We start from the raw sequence: 15542 nt of genomic DNA, 5'->3' as shown, positions 1-15542 counted from the left end.
AGTGACCACACCGGTTGGAGGCCCCATCTCCCGGTAGTGTGCCCGGCGATGGAGTTGGTTATCGGCTCGGTATTCGACAATGCGGCCGCGACCGTGCCGTCTCGTCCGGCGGCGGTGTTAGGTGAGCAGACGATCACCTACGGAGAGCTGAGTCGGCAGGCCAGCCAGATGAGCCATGTGCTGGCCGGCCTCGGCGTGAGTCGGGGCGATCAGGTGGTTACCTGGAGCGACAACAACCTGGCGTCGGTGGCCCTATTTGTGGCCTTGGCCCGAGCAGGGGCGGTGTTCGCCCCGGCCAACGCCCGGCTGTCGCCCGAAGAGGCGGCCGAGATGGTGGGCCTGGCCAGACCCCGGCTGCTGGTGGTCGATCCTGGACATGCCGAGGCCGGACAGTCAGTGGCCGATGCGGTGGGGGTGCCGCTGGTGCGGCTGGGGGGGACCGGGCCGGGGCTCGATCTGGTATCGGAGGCCGAGTCGGCGTCGGCCATCGCGCCGGCGCCGTCGGGAGTGGGGGAGAGCGATCCCCATGTGGTGTTCTTCACCAGCGGCAGCACCGGGAAGTCCAAGGGCGTGGTGCTGTCGCACCGTTGCAATTGGCTCCGCACCCGCACTCCGGCGCTGCTGGAGCCGAGGGGGGCCACGGTGTGCATGTTCCCGATGTTCCACATGGGGGCGTGGACCATCGCTCTTCAGGCCTGGCAGGCCCGGGGCCTGGTGGTGTTCACCGACCGGGCCGACGCCGACGTCCTCATCGACGCGGTCCAGGTTTACCAAGCCGCCTACATGAACTGCATTCCGGCGGTGTGGCGCCGGGTGCTGGAAGCTGGTCGCCATGCCGATCTGGCCTCGCTGCGATTCGCCACCTCGGGCACCTCAGCCACCCCGCCCGAACTGCTGGCCGACTTGAAGGCGGCGTTCCCCAACGCCCATCGACGGGTGTTCTACGGGTCCACTGAAGCGGGCTCGGTCACGATGCTGGACGACGCCGACATGGAGTCTCGGCCGGGAAGCTGCGGCCAGGCCCACACCGGAGCCGAGGTGCGCCTCGAACAGGGCGAGTTGCAAACTCGATCCCCGTTCATGTTCGACGGCTATTTCGACAATCCCGAGGCCACGGCTGAGGCATTCACCGACGACGGCTGGTTCCGCACCGGCGATCTGGCCGAGGTGGACGGCGACGGCTTCTACTCGATCGTCGGGCGGGTCAAGGACGTGATCCGCACCGGTGGGGAGACGGTGTCGCCCGCCGAGGTCGAGGGCCATTTGGCCGACTTCCCCGGTGCGGTCGAGGTAGCGGTGGTGGGCATTCCCGACGACCGCTGGGGCGAGGTGGTCTGCGCCGTGTTCGTGTTGGCTCCCGGTGCTGCCCTACCCACCCTCGATGCAGTGCAGGCCCACCTGAGCGACCGCTTGGCCCGGTTCAAGCACCCTCGCCGTATCGAGACCATGGATGCCATCCCCCGCACCCCCGCCACCGGCCAGGTTCGCCGCCGCGACGTGGTGGCGGCAGTATCGTCAACCGACGGCTAGAGGTCCACTAATACTCCTCGTCGAGGTTAACGATTCCCTCCAGGGGATGCCCGTCCAAGCGTCGCTGAAGATTGTCGGCGAAGGGGGCCATCAAAAAGTCCCACGACTCAGGCATGCACCAGGACACGTGGGCACTCAGTCGGACCTGGGGATGGTCATAGAGCCAGTGGCCTTCGGGCAGGGGCTCGGGCTCCACCGTGTCCAATGAGGCCCGGGCGATGTGCCCGTTGTCGAGTGCGGCTCGCAGGGCGACTTGGTCGATGAGGTCGCCCCGGGCGATGTTGATGATGTGAGCGCCTGGCTTGGTTTTGGCCAGGGCGTCGGCATCCAGGAGGTGATGGGTGGCGGCAGTGGCCGGCGCAGCCACCACGATGTGGTCGGAGCGCTCCAACAGCTCTTCCAACGACCGGGCGATCTCCACCTCGGCCATGGGCGAGGGTGCCGCGGTGCGTCGCAAAGCCAGCACCGACATCTCGAAGGCCAGCGCTCGACGGGCCACCGCGGTGCCTATGCCCCCTAGGCCGATGAGCCCCAGCGTTTTGCCGTAGAGCGCCCCCAAATCAGCGGTAAACCAACGCTCGGGCGGGCGGTTCAGCCACACGTGGGGAAGATCTTTTTCGAAGGCCAGCATCATGGCCAGGCACCACTCGGAAATGCCGATGGCCGAGGACCCTCGGGAGCAGGTCATCACCCGGTCGCCCAGCAGTTCGAGGGGGAAACTGTCGATCCCGGTGCTGGTCACGTGTACCCACTCCACGCCCCGGTCCAGCAGCTCGGCCAGATTGGGATAGCCCCGGGGAATGGTCAACAGCACGTCGCCGGACGCACCCTCGGGGATGTCGCCTTGGCGGGGTACGTACACGAACTCCACGTCTTCGAATTGGGCGATGATCGAGTCGAGCCGCCCGTCTTCCATGTGGTGTAGCACTCGCACGGGCTGAAGCCTAGGGACTGTGGGCGTTTCCCGACTCGGTGGCCGCTGAATCCGACCGCATAAGGTCGGGCCGTGAAATCTGAGGCTTTGTCCCACATTCGCATCTGCGACTTCACCGGGCAGCTGGCCGGAGCGGGGGCCACCCGGTGGATGGCCGCCTTCGGGGCCGAGATCATCCGCATCGAGGATCCGGTGCGCCTTGGCAAATGGGATGTGCTCCGGGGAACGTCCCCGTTCGTGGACGACCGCCGGGGCCATGAGTTCGGCGGCTGCTTCAACAACCACAACGTGGAGAAGCTGGGGGTCACGCTCAACCTCCGCACCGAGCGGGGCAAAGAGCTCCTGGCCGAGGTCATCGCGGTGAGCGACGCCGTCACCGAGAACTTCGCCGCCGGAGTGCTGGAGCGCTTGGGTTTCGGTTACGACCGTCTGAAGGAGATCAAGCCCGACGTCTTGTACGTGTCCAACTGCGGGTTCGGCCACGTCGGTCCCTATCGCAAGTACAAGACGTGGGGCCCGATCGTGCAGGCCTGCTGTGGACTCACGTTCACCTCCGGGCTTCCCGACATGCCCTCGGCCGGCTGGGGCTACTCCTACATGGACCACCACGGCGGCAACTTCATGGCCATGGCCATCATGGCCGGGCTCCTCCACCGCAGCCGCACCGGTGAGGGCCAGTGGATCGACATGTCGTGTACCGACGCGGGTGCCACCATGCTCGGCCCGGTGGTGCTGGACAACACCGTGAACGGAAGGCCACTGCGGCGCGACGGCATGCCCTACTCCAACCGCAGTCAGTTCCCGGCCATGGCCCCCCACGGCATTTATGAGGCCGACGGGCACGACGCCTGGCTGGCCCTGGCTGCCCGGGACGACCGAGATTGGCAGGCCATCGCCGGGCTTATGGGCATCGACGACAGCCGGTTTGATGATCTAGCCGGGCGACTGGCCCATGAGGACGAGTTGGACGATGCGGTGCGGGCCTGGAGTTCGGGTCGGGATCGGTTCAAGGCGGCTGCCGAGTTGCAGGCAGTGGGCGTGCCCGCGGCGGGGGTGGCCAAGCCGGTGGACCGAATCGACAACGACCCCAACACCGAGGCCTGGGGATTGTGGCCCACCGTCACCCACGGCGAGATGGGCCGGGTCCGGGTCGACGGCATTCCCGCTCATTTCTCCGAAACCGACTGGGTTCTGGAGCGGGGCGGACCCCTGTTGGGCCAGCACAACCGCCAGATTCTCGGGGGCCTGCTCGGTCATTCAGACGCCGAGTTGGCCGACTTGGCGGCCGAAGGGGTGATCTGATGACGGGGCACGACCTGCCCGGCGCACTGGCGGGAATTCGAGTGGTGGAGCTGGCCGGAGAGGCCTCGGCCTATGCCGGGTTGCTGCTGGCCGGAATGGGGGCTGAGGTCATAGTGGTAGAGCCCCCCGATGGTCACCACACCCGGGGATTTGAACCGTTTCTAAACGACGAACCCGATCCCGAACGCAGCCTGTGGTGGTGGCACTACAACGCCTCCAAGCTGGGAGTGACTCTGGATCTAGGGGATGAAGGCGATCGAGATCGGTTCCGTTCGCTGGTAGCCAGCGCCGATGTGGTGCTGGAGTCGGAGCGTCCTGGCCGATTGGCTGACCTGGGCATCGACCATGACACGTTGCGGGCCGACCATCCTGAATTGATCTGGGTGTCGCTCACACCGTTTGGCCGCAACGGACCGCGGTCTCAAGAAGAGAGCATTGACCTCACCGTGCTGGCCGCGGGCGGGCCGGTGTGGAGCTGCGGCTATGACGACCACGCCATTCCGCCCCAGCGGGGCGGCGGCAACCAGGGGTACCAGACCGGTTCGGTGTTCGCGGTGCTATCCGCCCAGACCGCCCTGTTGGCCCGAGACCGCACCGGGCAAGGACAGTTTGTGGACGTCAGCATGCACGCGGCGGCCAACGTGACCACCGAGTTCGGCTCGGTGCAGTGGTTGGTGGCTGGCGACGAGGTGCAGCGCCAGACCGGGCGCCACGCAGCCATCGAGCCCACCACGTTCACCCGGGCACTGTCGGCAGACGGCATCGACGTTAACACCGGCTTCCCACCCCGCTCGGCTCGGGACTTCGCCGTGGTAGTGGAGTGGATGGAGAGTCTGGGGTTGAAAGACCAATTTGAAGAGTTCTTCTTCTTGGAGATGGGGGCCCAACTCGAAGAGGATCTGCATCTTTCGCAGGTCGGCCAGGATCCGGAGGTGACCGCCATGTTCGGCGCCGCCCGAGAGGCAGTCAGGTTCATCTCCGAGAACATCACCGCCTACGAGTTCTTCATCGGCGCCCAAGAGCGGGGGCTGGCGGTGGGCATCATCTACTCGCCCGAAGAAGTGCTGGCCGACCCCCACTTCCAAGAGCGAGGTTTCCCCGTCGAGGTAGTGCACGAAGACCTGGGCCGCAGCTTCACCTATCTGGGAGCGCCGTACATCGCCCCCAAATCCCCCTACCGCATCCGCCACCGCGCCCCCCACGTCGGCGAGCACAACAACCTTCTCGCCTAGGCTGCCCCAGTGCCTTCCCGAAACCCGGTGATCTGCGGCATCGGCCTCAGCGACTATCCGGTGGTGCCGCACCTGAACTCGGTGCAGCACCATGCCCTAGCCGCCCGCCGGGCCATCGCCGACTGCGGCATCGCCAAGTCGGCCATCGACGGCTACGTGAGCACCAGCGGCGGTGGGCCGGGAGCGGGCGATGACGCGGTCTCCATGGCCGAGTACCTGGGGGTGAACCACCGATACATCGACGGGACTATGGTTGGCGGCTCCTCGTTCGAGTTCCATGTGCAGCACGCCGCCGCCGCCATCCGGGAGGGGCTTTGCGACACCGTGCTGATCACGTACGGCTCGGACCAGCTCACCCGCATGGGCCGGGTGTTGGGCACCGGCGGGTTTCAGCGCGATGCCCAGCCGGTGACCGGAGCCATGCAGATGGCCACCCCCTACGGATTGCCCCTGGTGGGCGCCTATGCCCTGGCCGCCCGCCGCCATATGCACGAGTTCGGCACCACCTCGGAGCAATTGGCCGAGATCGCCGTGGGGGTCCGAGAGTTCGCCGGCCTCAATCCCGATGCCCGCTACCGCGACCCCATCACGGTGGACGACGTGGTGAACAGCCGCATGATTGCCGATCCGCTGCACAAGCTGGACTGCTGTGTGATCACCGACGGGGGCGGGGCCTTGGTGATGACCACCGAGGAGATCGCCCGCGACCTGCGCCGGCCCCCGATCTACGTGCTGGGCGCGGCGGGCACCCAGACTCACTGGAACATCCACCAGATGCCCGACTTCACGGAGATGGGCGCCGCGGTGTGCGGACCGGAGGCGATGGGCCAAGCGGGGGTGGCACCCGCCGACATCGACACCGCCCAGCTCTATGACAGCTTCACCATCACTGTGATGCTCATGCTGGAGGGCTTGGGCTTCTGCGGTCGGGGCGAGGGGGGCGCCTATGTGGAAGAAGGCCACCTGCGCCGGGGCGGGTCGATGCCCACCAACACCGACGGCGGGGGCCTGTCGTCCAATCACCCGGGGATGCGGGGCATCTTCTTGTTGATCGAAGCGGTCCGCCAGCTCCGGGGCGACGCTGGCGAGGCCCAGGTGCCCGACGCGGAGTTAGCCCTGGCCTGTGGCTCGGGCGGCTGGCTGTCGGCCATCGCCACCGTCATCTTGGGCAAGGACCGGCCGTCATGAGGGTTGTACGCGACCTGGAGTGGCAGGGACCGGTACCCGCCGGCGAGGGCGAATATGGAGAGTTCTTCGCCGCTGCGGCTGAGGGCCGATTGCTTATCCAGCAGTGCCCGGAGTGCGGCCATCGTCAGCACTATCCCCGAGCAATATGCACCGCCTGCGGCGCCGAGCCCGAGTGGATGGAGGCTGCCGGCACCGGCACCATCTACACCTACACCGTGGTCCGCCAATACGGCGTCCCCGCCTTCGCCGAACTGCCCTATGTGCTGGCCATGATCGACCTCCCCGAAGGAGTGAGAATGTTCGGCGGCCTGACCGGCATCGACCCCGAATCCGTAGAGATCGGCATGCCTGTCACCGCCTACGCCCGCACCTACGACGACACCCACGCCATGGTCTTCTGGGAGCCGAGCTAATGGACCTCAATCACGGTTCCTGATCCCTGTCCGACGCGGGCCATGATGGGGCCATGCACGACGACATCATTGCTGCGTTTGATATTTCCGACCGGGTGGCGGTGGTCACGGGGGCGGCTTCGGGGATCGGCCGGGGGACGGCGGTGACGCTGGCCAAGGCTGGGGCTTCGGTAGTGCTGGGGGACGTTGACGCCGACGGGATGGGAGAGACCGGTGGGGAGCTGGACGCGCTGGGGGCCTCGTGGTCGGCGGTGCCGACTGATGTGAGCGACAAAGCCGCGGTGGATGCTCTGGTGGCCGACGCGGTGAACCGGCACGGTCGGCTGGACGTCATGGTCAACAACGCTGGGATCATCACCGACAGCCTCATCGTGAACACCACCCCCGAGCAGCTCGACCGGGTGATGAACGTGAACATCAAGGGTGTCTACTGGGGCACCGCAGCCGCGGGCCGGGCCATGGCTGATCAGAAATCGGGGTCAATCGTCAACCTGTCATCGGCCGGGGCCGATATGCCCGCCCCGATGATCTCGGTGTACGCCCTCACCAAGGCGGCGGTGAAGATGATCACCCGAACCGCGGCGGTGGAGATGGCTCCCATCCGGGTGAATGCGGTGGCGCCCGGTTCCATTGAGACCCCGATTTACGACCGCCACTTCCTCGACGACGACGGCAAGGTGGACCCGGAGCGCCAGAGGAACCACTTCGACACCATCGCCCAGATGAACCCCCTTGGCTATGTGGGCAACCCCAACGACATTGCCTACGCCATTCTCTACCTCTGTTCCGAGGCTGGCCGGTTCGTAACCGGGCAGACCATGCGGCCCAACGGCGGCGTGGTGATGCCGCTGTAGCCAGCCCGTAGCCTGTGGTCATGAAGTTCAAGCGCACTGTCCGCCGCGTAGTAGCGCTGCTTGCCGCTGCCCTGCTGCTGGCTGCTGCCTGCGGTGGTAACGACGACGAAGCTGCACCGGCTCCCACCGGAGTCGAGACACCGATGGCAACCGAGCAGCCGACGCAATTGGCGACCCCGACGGCAACCGAGCAGCCCACACCCGTCGCAACTGTCCCTGCTACCGAGGTTCCCACGCCGGTCGAGGTTGCTCCGGTGCAGATCTTCGGTCCACCGCTTGGGCCAATTGGGGAATCTCCGGAAGCCGATCCCGCATTCGGCCAACCGGTGCCCGGCCTTTCTGGCACCGCCATAGACGGCTCACCGCTGGAATGGACACCAGGAGAGCGGCCGGCTGCCATCGTGTTTCTGGCTCACTGGTGCCCGGCTTGTCAGGCTGAGGTTGTCGAATTCACCAACTGGCTAGCCGCAGGCAACAACCTGCCTGAAGGGGTAGATCTTCTCAGCGTGGTCACGTTGGTTGACCCCGACAGGGACTACTACCCGCCCAGCCAATGGTTGGCCGACGAGGGTTGGCCATTCCCGGTTCTGGTGGACAGCGCCGACAATGAAATAGCCGCCGCCTATGGTCAGTCAGGCACCCCGTTCTGGGTCTTCGTGTTTGGGGACGGAACGTTGGCCCTCAGAGGAAGCGGCCGAATTCCCCCCGAGGGATTGGCTGAGCTCTTCGACCAACTGTTGGCTCCAGGCGAAGGGTAGGGTTTTCGCCCGTGACTGGATATCTCGAAGGCAAGAACATCGTCGTCACCGGTGCGGGCAACGGCATCGGGCGGGCCATCGCCATGGGTTGTGCGGCGGCCGGGGCCAACGTGGTGGTGGCCGACTACGGCGTGTCGCTGGACGGCTCCGACCCGTCATCGGAGGTGGCTGACGCGGTGGTGGCTGAGATCGAGGCGGCGGGCGGTACCGCTCTGGCCTTGGCCTCCGACATCAGCACCATGGAGGGGGGCGCGGCCGCGGTTCAGGCTGCGGTGGACGCTTGGGGGTCCATCGACGGCGCGGTGTGCGTAGCCGGCATCCTGCGGGAGCGGATGATCTTCAATATGACCGAAGAAGAGTTCGACGATGTGATCCGGGTACACCTCAAGGGCCACTTCACGGTGTACAAGCACGCCTCGGCCATCATGCGCAAGCAGGAGACCGGCGGGTCGCTGGTGGGAATCACCTCGGGGGCGTTCACCGGATCGACCTCCCAGTGCAACTACGCGTCGGCCAAGGGCGGCATCATCTCGCTCACCAAGAGCGCGGCGCTGGCCCTGAAGCGCTACGGCATCAACGCCAACTGCATCGCACCCAGCGCCAAGACCCGCATGTCGGAGAACGTCCCGTTCGAGATCGAGGCCGGCGAGCCCGAAGACGTGGCGCCGTTGGCCGTGTACTTGCTTAGCGATGCTGCTCGGGACCTCACTGCCCAGGTGTACACCGTGGTCGGTCCCCGCATTTCTGTGTGGGCCCAATTCGGCGAACTTCGCTCCATGTACGCCCCCGACAGCAGTTGGACGCCCGAGGGCATCGAAGAGTCGTTGCCTCGCACCATCGGCTTCGAAGAGCACCCCACCATGGCCTTGCTGGCTGCGCAGGCCGCCCAGCGCCAGGCCGCTCAGGGCAGCTGATGTCGGGCGGCGCGCTTGAGGGGCGGATCGCCGTCATCACCGGCGCCGGGCGGGGAATCGGCCGCCACTACGCCCTTTTGTTCGCTGGCGAGGGCGCCAAGGTGGTGGTCAACGACTTGGGCTGTGAGGCCGACGGTACTGGGGCCGATCCGGCGGTAGCGCAGGCGGTGGTCGACGAGATCACTGCCGCCGGAGGCACAGCAGTGGCCAACAGCGACGACGTGGCTGAGATGTCCGGGGCCGAATCAGTGCTGGCTCAGACGCTGGACGCCTTAGGAGGGGTGGACGTACTGGTGAACAACGCCGGCATCCTGCGGGACAAAATGTTCGCCTCCATGAGCGAGGACGACTGGGACTCGGTGATCCGCGGCCACCTCAAGACCACGTTCTGCATGACCCGGGTATGCGCCGGCTGGTGGCGCGACCAGACCAAGGCCGGGGAGGCGGTGAACGCCTCGGTGATCAACATCAGCTCTACTTCAGGTCTGATCGGCCAGGTGGGCCAGTCCAACTACGGCGCGGCCAAATCGGCCATCGCCGGCATGACGGTGATCATCGCCCAAGAATTGGGGCGCTACGGCGTGAGGGTGAACTGCGTGACCCCCGCGGGCCGCACCCGCATGACCGAGGGGGCGCCGGGAGTGGCCGAGATGGTGGCCAAGCCCGCCGAGGGGTTCGACGTGTACCACCCCTTCCATCCCGCTCCGGTGGTGGGGTGGCTGGCCACCGCCGATTGCGAGGTGACCGGTCGGGTGTTCATGGCCAAAGGCGGCGACGTCCGCTGGTACACCCCGTGGCTGCGTCAAGACTTTCTTGACGACGAGCGGGAGTGGACCATCGCCGAGTTGGCCGAGGCCATGAAGGATCTGCCGCCGGCACCGGTGTCGCCGTGAGCCGGGAAGTTCCCGCCGAACCGCCAGGCCGGGGGCTGTTGGAGGGCAAGACCGTGGTGGTGACCGCGGCGGCGGGCACCGGCCTGGGTTATGCCGCGGCTCGGCGGTGCTTAGCCGAGGGCGCCCAAGTGCTTATCAGCGACATCCACGAGCGCCGCTTGGATGAAGCCGCCGACCGTTTGGCTGAAGAGTTCGGAGTGCGACCGGCCACACAGATGTGCAATGTGACGGCTGAGGAGGAGGTCCAAGCCCTGATCGACGCCGCAGTGGCCGAACTGGGCCACGTGGACGTGATGATCAACAACGCTGGCTTGGGGGGAACCGCCAACTTGGTGGATATGACCGACGAGCAGTGGCAGGTGGTGATCGATGTGACCCTCAACGGCACCATGCGCACCACCCGGGCTGCCCTGCGCCACATGATGCCTCGGGGTTCAGGGGTCATCGTCAACAACGCCTCGGTGATGGGGTGGCGGGCCCAAGCCGGCCAGAGCCACTATGCCGCGGCCAAGGCCGGGGTGATGGCGCTCACCCGCTGCGCGGCCATTGAAGCGGCCGAGACCGGCGTGCGGGTCAACTGTGTGGCGCCCAGCCTGGCTATGCACCCGTTTCTGGCCAAGACATCCAGCCAGGAGTTCCTCGACAGCTTGATTTCGCTGGAGGCGTTCGACCGGGCCGCCGAGCCGTGGGAGGTGGCCAACGTGATGGTCTTTCTGGCCAGCGACTATTCGACGTATATGACCGGCGAGATCGTCTCGGTCAGCTCCCAGCACCCCTAGCCGAGGGCGGCAGCCAAAACCGAGCGGTCGGTGGCGTGATACACGTGGGCCAGCTCAAGGTCCACGATCTGCCGGGGCATCTCGGGATCGAACCAGCCGTCGATCAGTCCCCAATGATGCGGACTCATCATGTAGTCCACCTTGAGCCCGTCCAGGGTGTAGTACTCCTGTTCCCAGCTATGGGTCCACCGGGTGCTCGACGGGCCGGCCACCCGGCTGAGGGTCCAGTTCACGATGGCCGGGATGTGGTCGGGCATGGCCATGAGATCCCGTTCGAACGCAGCCACCGAATCGGCCGGGGCGTCGGGCTCAACCCGAAGCAGGAGGGTGCGTTTGATCTCCCCGGTGAAATCGGGGTCGGCCAACGAACCGTCAATGAGCTCCAACTCCACCAGGTCGACATGAGTCACGTCCTCGAAGCCGGGTGGGATCGGGTCGTCGATGCCGTCCCAGGTGTATTGGCCGCCGCCCACCGTGCCCGGCAGGTGCCGACCGAGCACCGCGGCCGTCTCCAGCTCGGCCACCCGACCGGGATCGGCCCCATCGGCCAGAGTGACCAGCGCCAGCTTGCGGCTCATCGCTCTTCCTCAGAAGGGGGATGGTCCACCAGGAACCGCCGCTGCCGCTCAACGCAGAGGGCGTCGACTTCAGCCCAGAATTCGGCGATGCCAGGATCTCGCCCGGCCGCGCCCCGCATGGCCCACCACGCGGCGGCATCGGGCACCGACCACAAGTACACCAGCGTGTTGGGTTGGTCGAACAGCTCAATCGGCGGAGTCAGCCACGTCTGTTCCAACGTCATGCCTCGCTCGGCCGCGCCCGCCATGTAGCCCTCGGCCATCAACTGCCGCACTCCCGCGAGGTTCCTTGGTTCAACTGTCAACTCGTCCAGCACATGGATCTTCCCGACCACGACCACACGCTAGTGGTGTTCTAGATTGCAAGGCCGGAAGGAAGACGGGAACTGAAGCAATGAACCATCAAAGGCGCATCCCGCTGGACGGGTGCGTGAACTTCCGGGACTTGGGCGGTTACGCCAGCACACTGGGCGGCACCACCAAGTGGGGAGTGCTGTTTCGAGCAGACTCGATGCATCGCCTCAGCCCGGCCGACGGCGAGGTGGTCGCCGGTCGATTGGGTATCCGCACGGCCGTGGACCTGCGGGCGCACGACGAGCGAGAGCGGGTCGGGGTGCTTGATCCGTCCCTGGGCATTGTCGAGCACCATGTCGGCACGACCGACCGGACCATGCACACCTACGAGCGTCCCGATCCCGAGATCAGGACCCAGTCCTTCGGCCAGCTCTACGAGAACATGATCCGCAGCGGAGGCGAGCGATTTGCGGCCGCCATCGAGGTGGTGGCCGATCCTGATCGGTGGCCGACCGCCTTTTTCTGCATGGCCGGCAAAGACCGCACCGGTTGTCTAGCGGCTTTGATCCTGGGCTTGACCGGGGTAGATCGCCAGGACATCGTGGCCGACTATGCCGCCACCGCTCCTGCCGTTCCGGCCATTCGGGAGCGGTCCCTGGTCGAGCTGCCAGATCTGGCCCATGTCTGGGAGAAGTTCCCCGACGACATAACCAATGCCCCGACCAGTGCCATGACCGAGCTGTTGGGCATCGTCGATGACCAATGGGGTGGCTCCGAGGGCTATGCCCTCGAATACGGGGTCAAGCCCCAGAGCATCGAGCGACTGCGAGAGTCGTTCTTGGTCTGAGCTTGCTAGCTCACCCGAATCATGGCTCAACGACCACTTTGAGAGTGGGGGTGTCGCTAGCCGCGAGGGCAAATGCTTCGCTGGCGGCGTCGAGGGGGAATCGCTGGGTGATCATGGCCTCGGCGACCTCGGGGCGGTGGGCCAGCAGGGCGGCGGCGGAATCGAAGGCCCGTCCCGCGCCGTGGTGGCCGTAGAACGTTCCCCACACCGCGGTCAGTTCCTTCAGCACCCAGGGCAGTACCTCGAACAGCTTGTTCTGGTAATACCCGGCTACCAGCAGCACCGTTCCTCCCGGCCGGGCTACCTCGGCGGAGCGGGTGATGGAGCGCTCCGATCCGTCACCTTCGATGACCATGTCGTAGGTGCCCGACAGCCCCACCCCCAGGCCCATCTGCTCGGCAGCTTCCGCGTGCAGGTCGTGATCCGGCTCGACATCCACCACACAGCCCCGCCAGCGGGCCGCGGCCCCACCCAGCAAGCCGAATCCGGTGATGCCGGGGCCCACGACGGCCACGCGGTGGCGGCTCTCCAACCGCCCCAGCACCAGGCTGTGGATGTTGACGGCCAGCGGCTCGCACAGGCAGGCGTTGGCCACGTCCAGCCCGTGGGGCAACCTCACCAGGCACCGCTCGGGAAGCAGAATCTCGTCGGCCATGCCGCCGTCGAAGGCCACTCCGGCGATCATCTCGTGCGACTTCTCGCACCAGTGGTAGTCGCCCATCCCACAGAACTCGCACGTCCCGCATGGCACCATCGGCTCAATCGCCACCGGCGTGCCATCGTCCAGCACTCCGGCGAACTCGTGGCCGAAGGTCATCTCCCTTGGCCCGAAGCCCACCATGTTCAGGTCGGTCTGGCAGATGCCCACCGAGCGAGGCCGGATCCGCACTCCCTCGGCGCCGCCCACCGCCACCTTGGTGGGCACCGGCACCTCCACCGGGCGGATGCCCTCGGGCGTGTGGCGCACCGCCCTCACGCCGACAGGCCCCGCTTCTTGAATTCGCTCTGGGCGTACACGATGCCGCCCAAGTGCTCATCGGCGTCGGGCGATGTGGCCAACCAGGCCACTACCGCGCCGATGGTGGCCGGCTCTCCGCCCGGGTAGGGGAACGATCCCGCAGTGTTGCGGGCTCGTGCCGCCTCGGTGATCACATAGCCGGGGTCGATGCTGAAGCAGCGGATGCCGTCGGGGCCGTGCTCCACGTGGATGTGCGGGGTCATGCGGGTGAACGCCCCCTTGCTCATGGCGTAGGCCATGCCCCAGCCACCCTTGCCGATGGGGCCGGGCGGGTCGGTGTAGGCCGAGGCCGAGATCATGTTCACGATGGTGCCCGAGCCCCGTTCCACCATGGCGGCCAGCACCCGCTCGGTGATCGCCAGCTGGGCGAATACGTTCCCCTCGAACAGCTTGTGAACCTCGGGCTCTTCCAGTTCCAGGAAGGGGGTCATGCTCACTTTGCCCTGGTAGATGGCGTTGTTCACCAGCACATCGAGGTGGCCGAAGTGCTCCAACGCTCCATCGATGCACGCCGTCACGCTTTCTCGGTCCAACAAGTCCATGGTGAAGGCCACTCCTTGTTGGCCCTCGGATTCGATGGCCTCCACGGTGGTGTCGAGTCCGCCGGGAATGGTGAGGTTGGGGTCGTACATGTCCCGGCCTGCACCATCCACCAGGGTCCGGGCCGACACAGCAACGTCAAAGCCGGCCCGAGCCAATGCGATGGCGCTGCCCTTTCCGATTCCCCGGCTGGCTCCGGTGACCAAGGCGGTCTTTCGATCATTGGCGCTCATCTGGGTCTCTGCCTTTCGGTTGCTCCGGCTCGCAGGCATACCGTAGGGCCATGGGTCCGCTAAAGGGAATGCGCATCGTCGAGTTGGCCGGCATCGGCCCCACTCCGTTCGCCGGCATGATGCTGTCGGATTTGGGTGCCGAGGTGATCCGGATCGACCGGGTGGGCGGCTCGGGCAACCCAGTGGCCTCGCAGTCGGGTCCCATGGAGCGGGGCAAGCGCACCGTGGCCTTCAACCTCAAACAGCCCGAAGGCGTGGAAGCCGTGCTTCGTCTAGTCGAGGCTTCTGACGGGCTGTTCGAGGGTTTCCGGGCCGGGGTTGCTGAGCGCCTCGGCGTTGGGCCTGAAGAGTGCCTGGCCCGAAACTCCAAGCTGGTGTACGGGCGAATGACCGGCTGGGGCCAGAGCGGCCCGCTGGCCGACCGGGCCGGCCACGACATCAACTACATCTCCCTGGCCGGACCGCTGGCCCACATCGGGCGGACAGGACAGCCTCCGTCGGTGCCGCTCAACCTCATCGGCGACTTCGGGGGCGGCTCGGTGTTCCTGGTGCTGGGCATGGTGGCCGCGCTGTTGGAGGTGGCGAGGGGCGGCGACGGCCAAGTGGTGGACGCGGCCATGGTGGACGGCGCCGCCTACCTGCTGTCACCCCTGTACGCAGCCCACGCCAGCGGATTCTGGACCGACGAATACGGGGCCAATTTCTTGGACTCCGGGGCCTACTTCTACGAGGTGTACGGCACTGCCGACGGCAAATGGCTGTCGGTGGGGGCCATCGAGCCCCAGTTCCACGCCGAGTTCATGGCCGGGATCGGCCTGGCCGGCGCCGACGATTTGCCCGACCAGATGGACCGGGACCGGTGGCCAGAGATGAAGCAGCGAGTGGGCGAGATCATCGCCAACCGCACCCAGGATGAGTGGATGGCCGTGTTTGACGGCACCGACGCCTGCGTCACCCCGGTGCTGACCATGGGCCAAACTCCGTCGCATCCTCACGCCCAGGCCCGTGATTCATTCTTCGAGTTCAGCGGGGTTACCCAGCCCCGGCCCGCTCCCCGCTTCGAGGGGACGCCATCGGAGCCCTCCGTGCAATCGCAGTCCCCCGGGGCCGACACCGATGCGCTTCTCGCCGAGTTGGGCTATTCCACCGGGGAGGTGGCCGAGCTCCGGACGACGGGCGCCGTGGCCTGAAATGGCATACAGGTAATTTCGCCGCTTTTGGCGGAACCGTGAGTA

General features: G+C 66.4%; 17 protein-coding genes. 12 read left to right on the top strand and 5 right to left on the bottom strand.

Annotated features, from left to right (window positions below):
* Positions 1–48 precede the first annotated feature (48 nt).
* Positions 49–1530 carry a class I adenylate-forming enzyme family protein gene (locus ACOGJC_RS03765; protein WP_419847173.1) on the top strand — a complete coding sequence of 494 codons (1482 nt, stop codon included), beginning with the start codon at positions 49–51 and terminating at the stop codon, positions 1528–1530.
* A gap of 7 nt (positions 1531–1537) precedes the next feature.
* Here ACOGJC_RS03765 and ACOGJC_RS03760 read toward each other — a convergent pair whose 3' ends face one another.
* Positions 1538–2464: an NAD(P)-dependent oxidoreductase gene (locus ACOGJC_RS03760; RefSeq protein ID WP_419847172.1), complete on the bottom strand. Its 927-nt coding sequence runs from the start codon at positions 2462–2464 to the stop codon at positions 1538–1540.
* A gap of 72 nt (positions 2465–2536) precedes the next feature.
* On the opposite strand from ACOGJC_RS03760, the gene ACOGJC_RS03755 reads away from it, so the two are divergent.
* From ACOGJC_RS03755 to ACOGJC_RS03715, 9 genes are read left to right on the top strand one after another with little or no spacing between them, the layout of a single operon-like run.
* Positions 2537–3766: a CaiB/BaiF CoA transferase family protein gene (locus tag ACOGJC_RS03755; protein ID WP_419847171.1), complete on the top strand. Its 1230-nt coding sequence runs from the start codon at positions 2537–2539 to the stop codon at positions 3764–3766.
* Positions 3766–4998, top strand: coding sequence for a CaiB/BaiF CoA transferase family protein (locus ACOGJC_RS03750; protein ID WP_419847170.1), 1233 nt, complete (start codon positions 3766–3768; stop codon positions 4996–4998). Before ACOGJC_RS03755 ends, ACOGJC_RS03750 begins: the two co-directional genes overlap by 1 nt.
* Positions 4999–5007: 9 nt before the next feature.
* Positions 5008–6186 carry an acetyl-CoA acetyltransferase gene (locus ACOGJC_RS03745; RefSeq protein ID WP_419847169.1) on the top strand — a complete coding sequence of 393 codons (1179 nt, stop codon included), beginning with the start codon at positions 5008–5010 and terminating at the stop codon, positions 6184–6186.
* A complete protein-coding gene (locus ACOGJC_RS03740) occupies positions 6183–6599 on the top strand; it encodes a Zn-ribbon domain-containing OB-fold protein (RefSeq protein WP_419847168.1) in 417 nt (138 codons plus the stop codon). Before ACOGJC_RS03745 ends, ACOGJC_RS03740 begins: the two co-directional genes overlap by 4 nt.
* Before the next feature lie 53 nt (positions 6600–6652).
* Positions 6653–7453, top strand: a complete 801-nt coding sequence (locus ACOGJC_RS03735; RefSeq protein WP_419847167.1) for an SDR family NAD(P)-dependent oxidoreductase — start codon at positions 6653–6655, stop codon at positions 7451–7453.
* A gap of 20 nt (positions 7454–7473) precedes the next feature.
* On the top strand, positions 7474–8211 hold the full coding sequence (locus ACOGJC_RS03730; protein ID WP_419847166.1) for a redoxin family protein: 738 nt from the start codon (positions 7474–7476) through the stop codon (positions 8209–8211).
* 11 nt (positions 8212–8222) lie between these two features.
* Positions 8223–9125 carry an SDR family oxidoreductase gene (locus ACOGJC_RS03725; RefSeq protein WP_419847165.1) on the top strand — a complete coding sequence of 301 codons (903 nt, stop codon included), beginning with the start codon at positions 8223–8225 and terminating at the stop codon, positions 9123–9125.
* Positions 9125–10018, top strand: a complete 894-nt coding sequence (locus tag ACOGJC_RS03720) for an SDR family oxidoreductase (protein WP_419847164.1) — start codon at positions 9125–9127, stop codon at positions 10016–10018. Before ACOGJC_RS03725 ends, ACOGJC_RS03720 begins: the two co-directional genes overlap by 1 nt.
* Positions 10015–10797 carry an SDR family oxidoreductase gene (locus tag ACOGJC_RS03715; RefSeq protein WP_419847163.1) on the top strand — a complete coding sequence of 261 codons (783 nt, stop codon included), beginning with the start codon at positions 10015–10017 and terminating at the stop codon, positions 10795–10797. The genes ACOGJC_RS03720 and ACOGJC_RS03715 overlap by 4 nt, the downstream gene beginning before the upstream one ends.
* Here the strand turns inward: ACOGJC_RS03715 and ACOGJC_RS03710 are convergent.
* Both ACOGJC_RS03710 and ACOGJC_RS03705 read right to left on the bottom strand, forming a co-directional pair.
* Positions 10794–11375 (bottom strand): Dabb family protein, encoded by a 582-nt coding sequence (locus ACOGJC_RS03710; protein ID WP_419847162.1) that lies wholly within the window; start codon positions 11373–11375, stop codon positions 10794–10796. The genes ACOGJC_RS03715 and ACOGJC_RS03710 overlap by 4 nt on opposite strands.
* Positions 11372–11710, bottom strand: coding sequence for a hypothetical protein (locus tag ACOGJC_RS03705; RefSeq protein WP_419847161.1), 339 nt, complete (start codon positions 11708–11710; stop codon positions 11372–11374). Before ACOGJC_RS03705 ends, ACOGJC_RS03710 begins: the two co-directional genes overlap by 4 nt.
* Positions 11711–11769: 59 nt before the next feature.
* Here ACOGJC_RS03705 and ACOGJC_RS03700 point away from each other — a divergent pair, with 59 nt between their 5' ends.
* A complete protein-coding gene (locus tag ACOGJC_RS03700) occupies positions 11770–12516 on the top strand; it encodes a tyrosine-protein phosphatase (protein ID WP_419847160.1) in 747 nt (248 codons plus the stop codon).
* Between the two features lie 19 nt (positions 12517–12535).
* Here ACOGJC_RS03700 and ACOGJC_RS03695 read toward each other — a convergent pair whose 3' ends face one another.
* Complete coding sequence (locus tag ACOGJC_RS03695; RefSeq protein ID WP_419847159.1) at positions 12536–13492, bottom strand: zinc-dependent alcohol dehydrogenase; 957 nt, start codon at positions 13490–13492, stop codon at positions 12536–12538.
* Positions 13489–14307 carry an SDR family NAD(P)-dependent oxidoreductase gene (locus ACOGJC_RS03690; protein ID WP_419847158.1) on the bottom strand — a complete coding sequence of 273 codons (819 nt, stop codon included), beginning with the start codon at positions 14305–14307 and terminating at the stop codon, positions 13489–13491. The genes ACOGJC_RS03695 and ACOGJC_RS03690 overlap by 4 nt, the downstream gene beginning before the upstream one ends.
* A gap of 50 nt (positions 14308–14357) precedes the next feature.
* On the opposite strand from ACOGJC_RS03690, the gene ACOGJC_RS03685 reads away from it, so the two are divergent.
* Positions 14358–15497, top strand: a complete 1140-nt coding sequence (locus ACOGJC_RS03685; protein ID WP_419847157.1) for a CaiB/BaiF CoA transferase family protein — start codon at positions 14358–14360, stop codon at positions 15495–15497.
* Positions 15498–15542 lie beyond the last annotated feature (45 nt).

It is taken from the genome of Candidatus Poriferisocius sp., from assembly GCF_965204015.1.
GTDB lineage: Bacteria > Actinomycetota > Acidimicrobiia > Acidimicrobiales > Bin134 > Poriferisocius.
The sequence above is the reverse complement of the archived record's forward strand: the minus strand, read 5'-3'. Positions and strand labels throughout refer to the sequence as shown.

Bases quoted from the DNA above. Each gene is read 5' to 3' on its own strand.
- ACOGJC_RS03765 (WP_419847173.1), top strand. From the start codon at position 49: ATGGAGTTGGTTATCGGCTCGGTATTCGACAATGCGGCCGCGACCGTG.
- ACOGJC_RS03750 (WP_419847170.1), top strand. From the start codon at position 3,766: ATGACGGGGCACGACCTGCCCGGCGCACTGGCGGGAATTCGAGTGGTG.
- ACOGJC_RS03740 (WP_419847168.1), top strand. From the start codon at position 6,183: ATGAGGGTTGTACGCGACCTGGAGTGGCAGGGACCGGTACCCGCCGGC.
- ACOGJC_RS03735 (WP_419847167.1), top strand. From the start codon at position 6,653: ATGCACGACGACATCATTGCTGCGTTTGATATTTCCGACCGGGTGGCG.
- ACOGJC_RS03730 (WP_419847166.1), top strand. From the start codon at position 7,474: ATGAAGTTCAAGCGCACTGTCCGCCGCGTAGTAGCGCTGCTTGCCGCT.
- ACOGJC_RS03720 (WP_419847164.1), top strand. From the start codon at position 9,125: ATGTCGGGCGGCGCGCTTGAGGGGCGGATCGCCGTCATCACCGGCGCC.
- ACOGJC_RS03710 (WP_419847162.1), bottom strand. From the start codon at position 11,375: ATGAGCCGCAAGCTGGCGCTGGTCACTCTGGCCGATGGGGCCGATCCC.
- ACOGJC_RS03700 (WP_419847160.1), top strand. From the start codon at position 11,770: ATGAACCATCAAAGGCGCATCCCGCTGGACGGGTGCGTGAACTTCCGG.
- ACOGJC_RS03690 (WP_419847158.1), bottom strand. From the start codon at position 14,307: ATGAGCGCCAATGATCGAAAGACCGCCTTGGTCACCGGAGCCAGCCGG.
- ACOGJC_RS03685 (WP_419847157.1), top strand. From the start codon at position 14,358: ATGGGTCCGCTAAAGGGAATGCGCATCGTCGAGTTGGCCGGCATCGGC.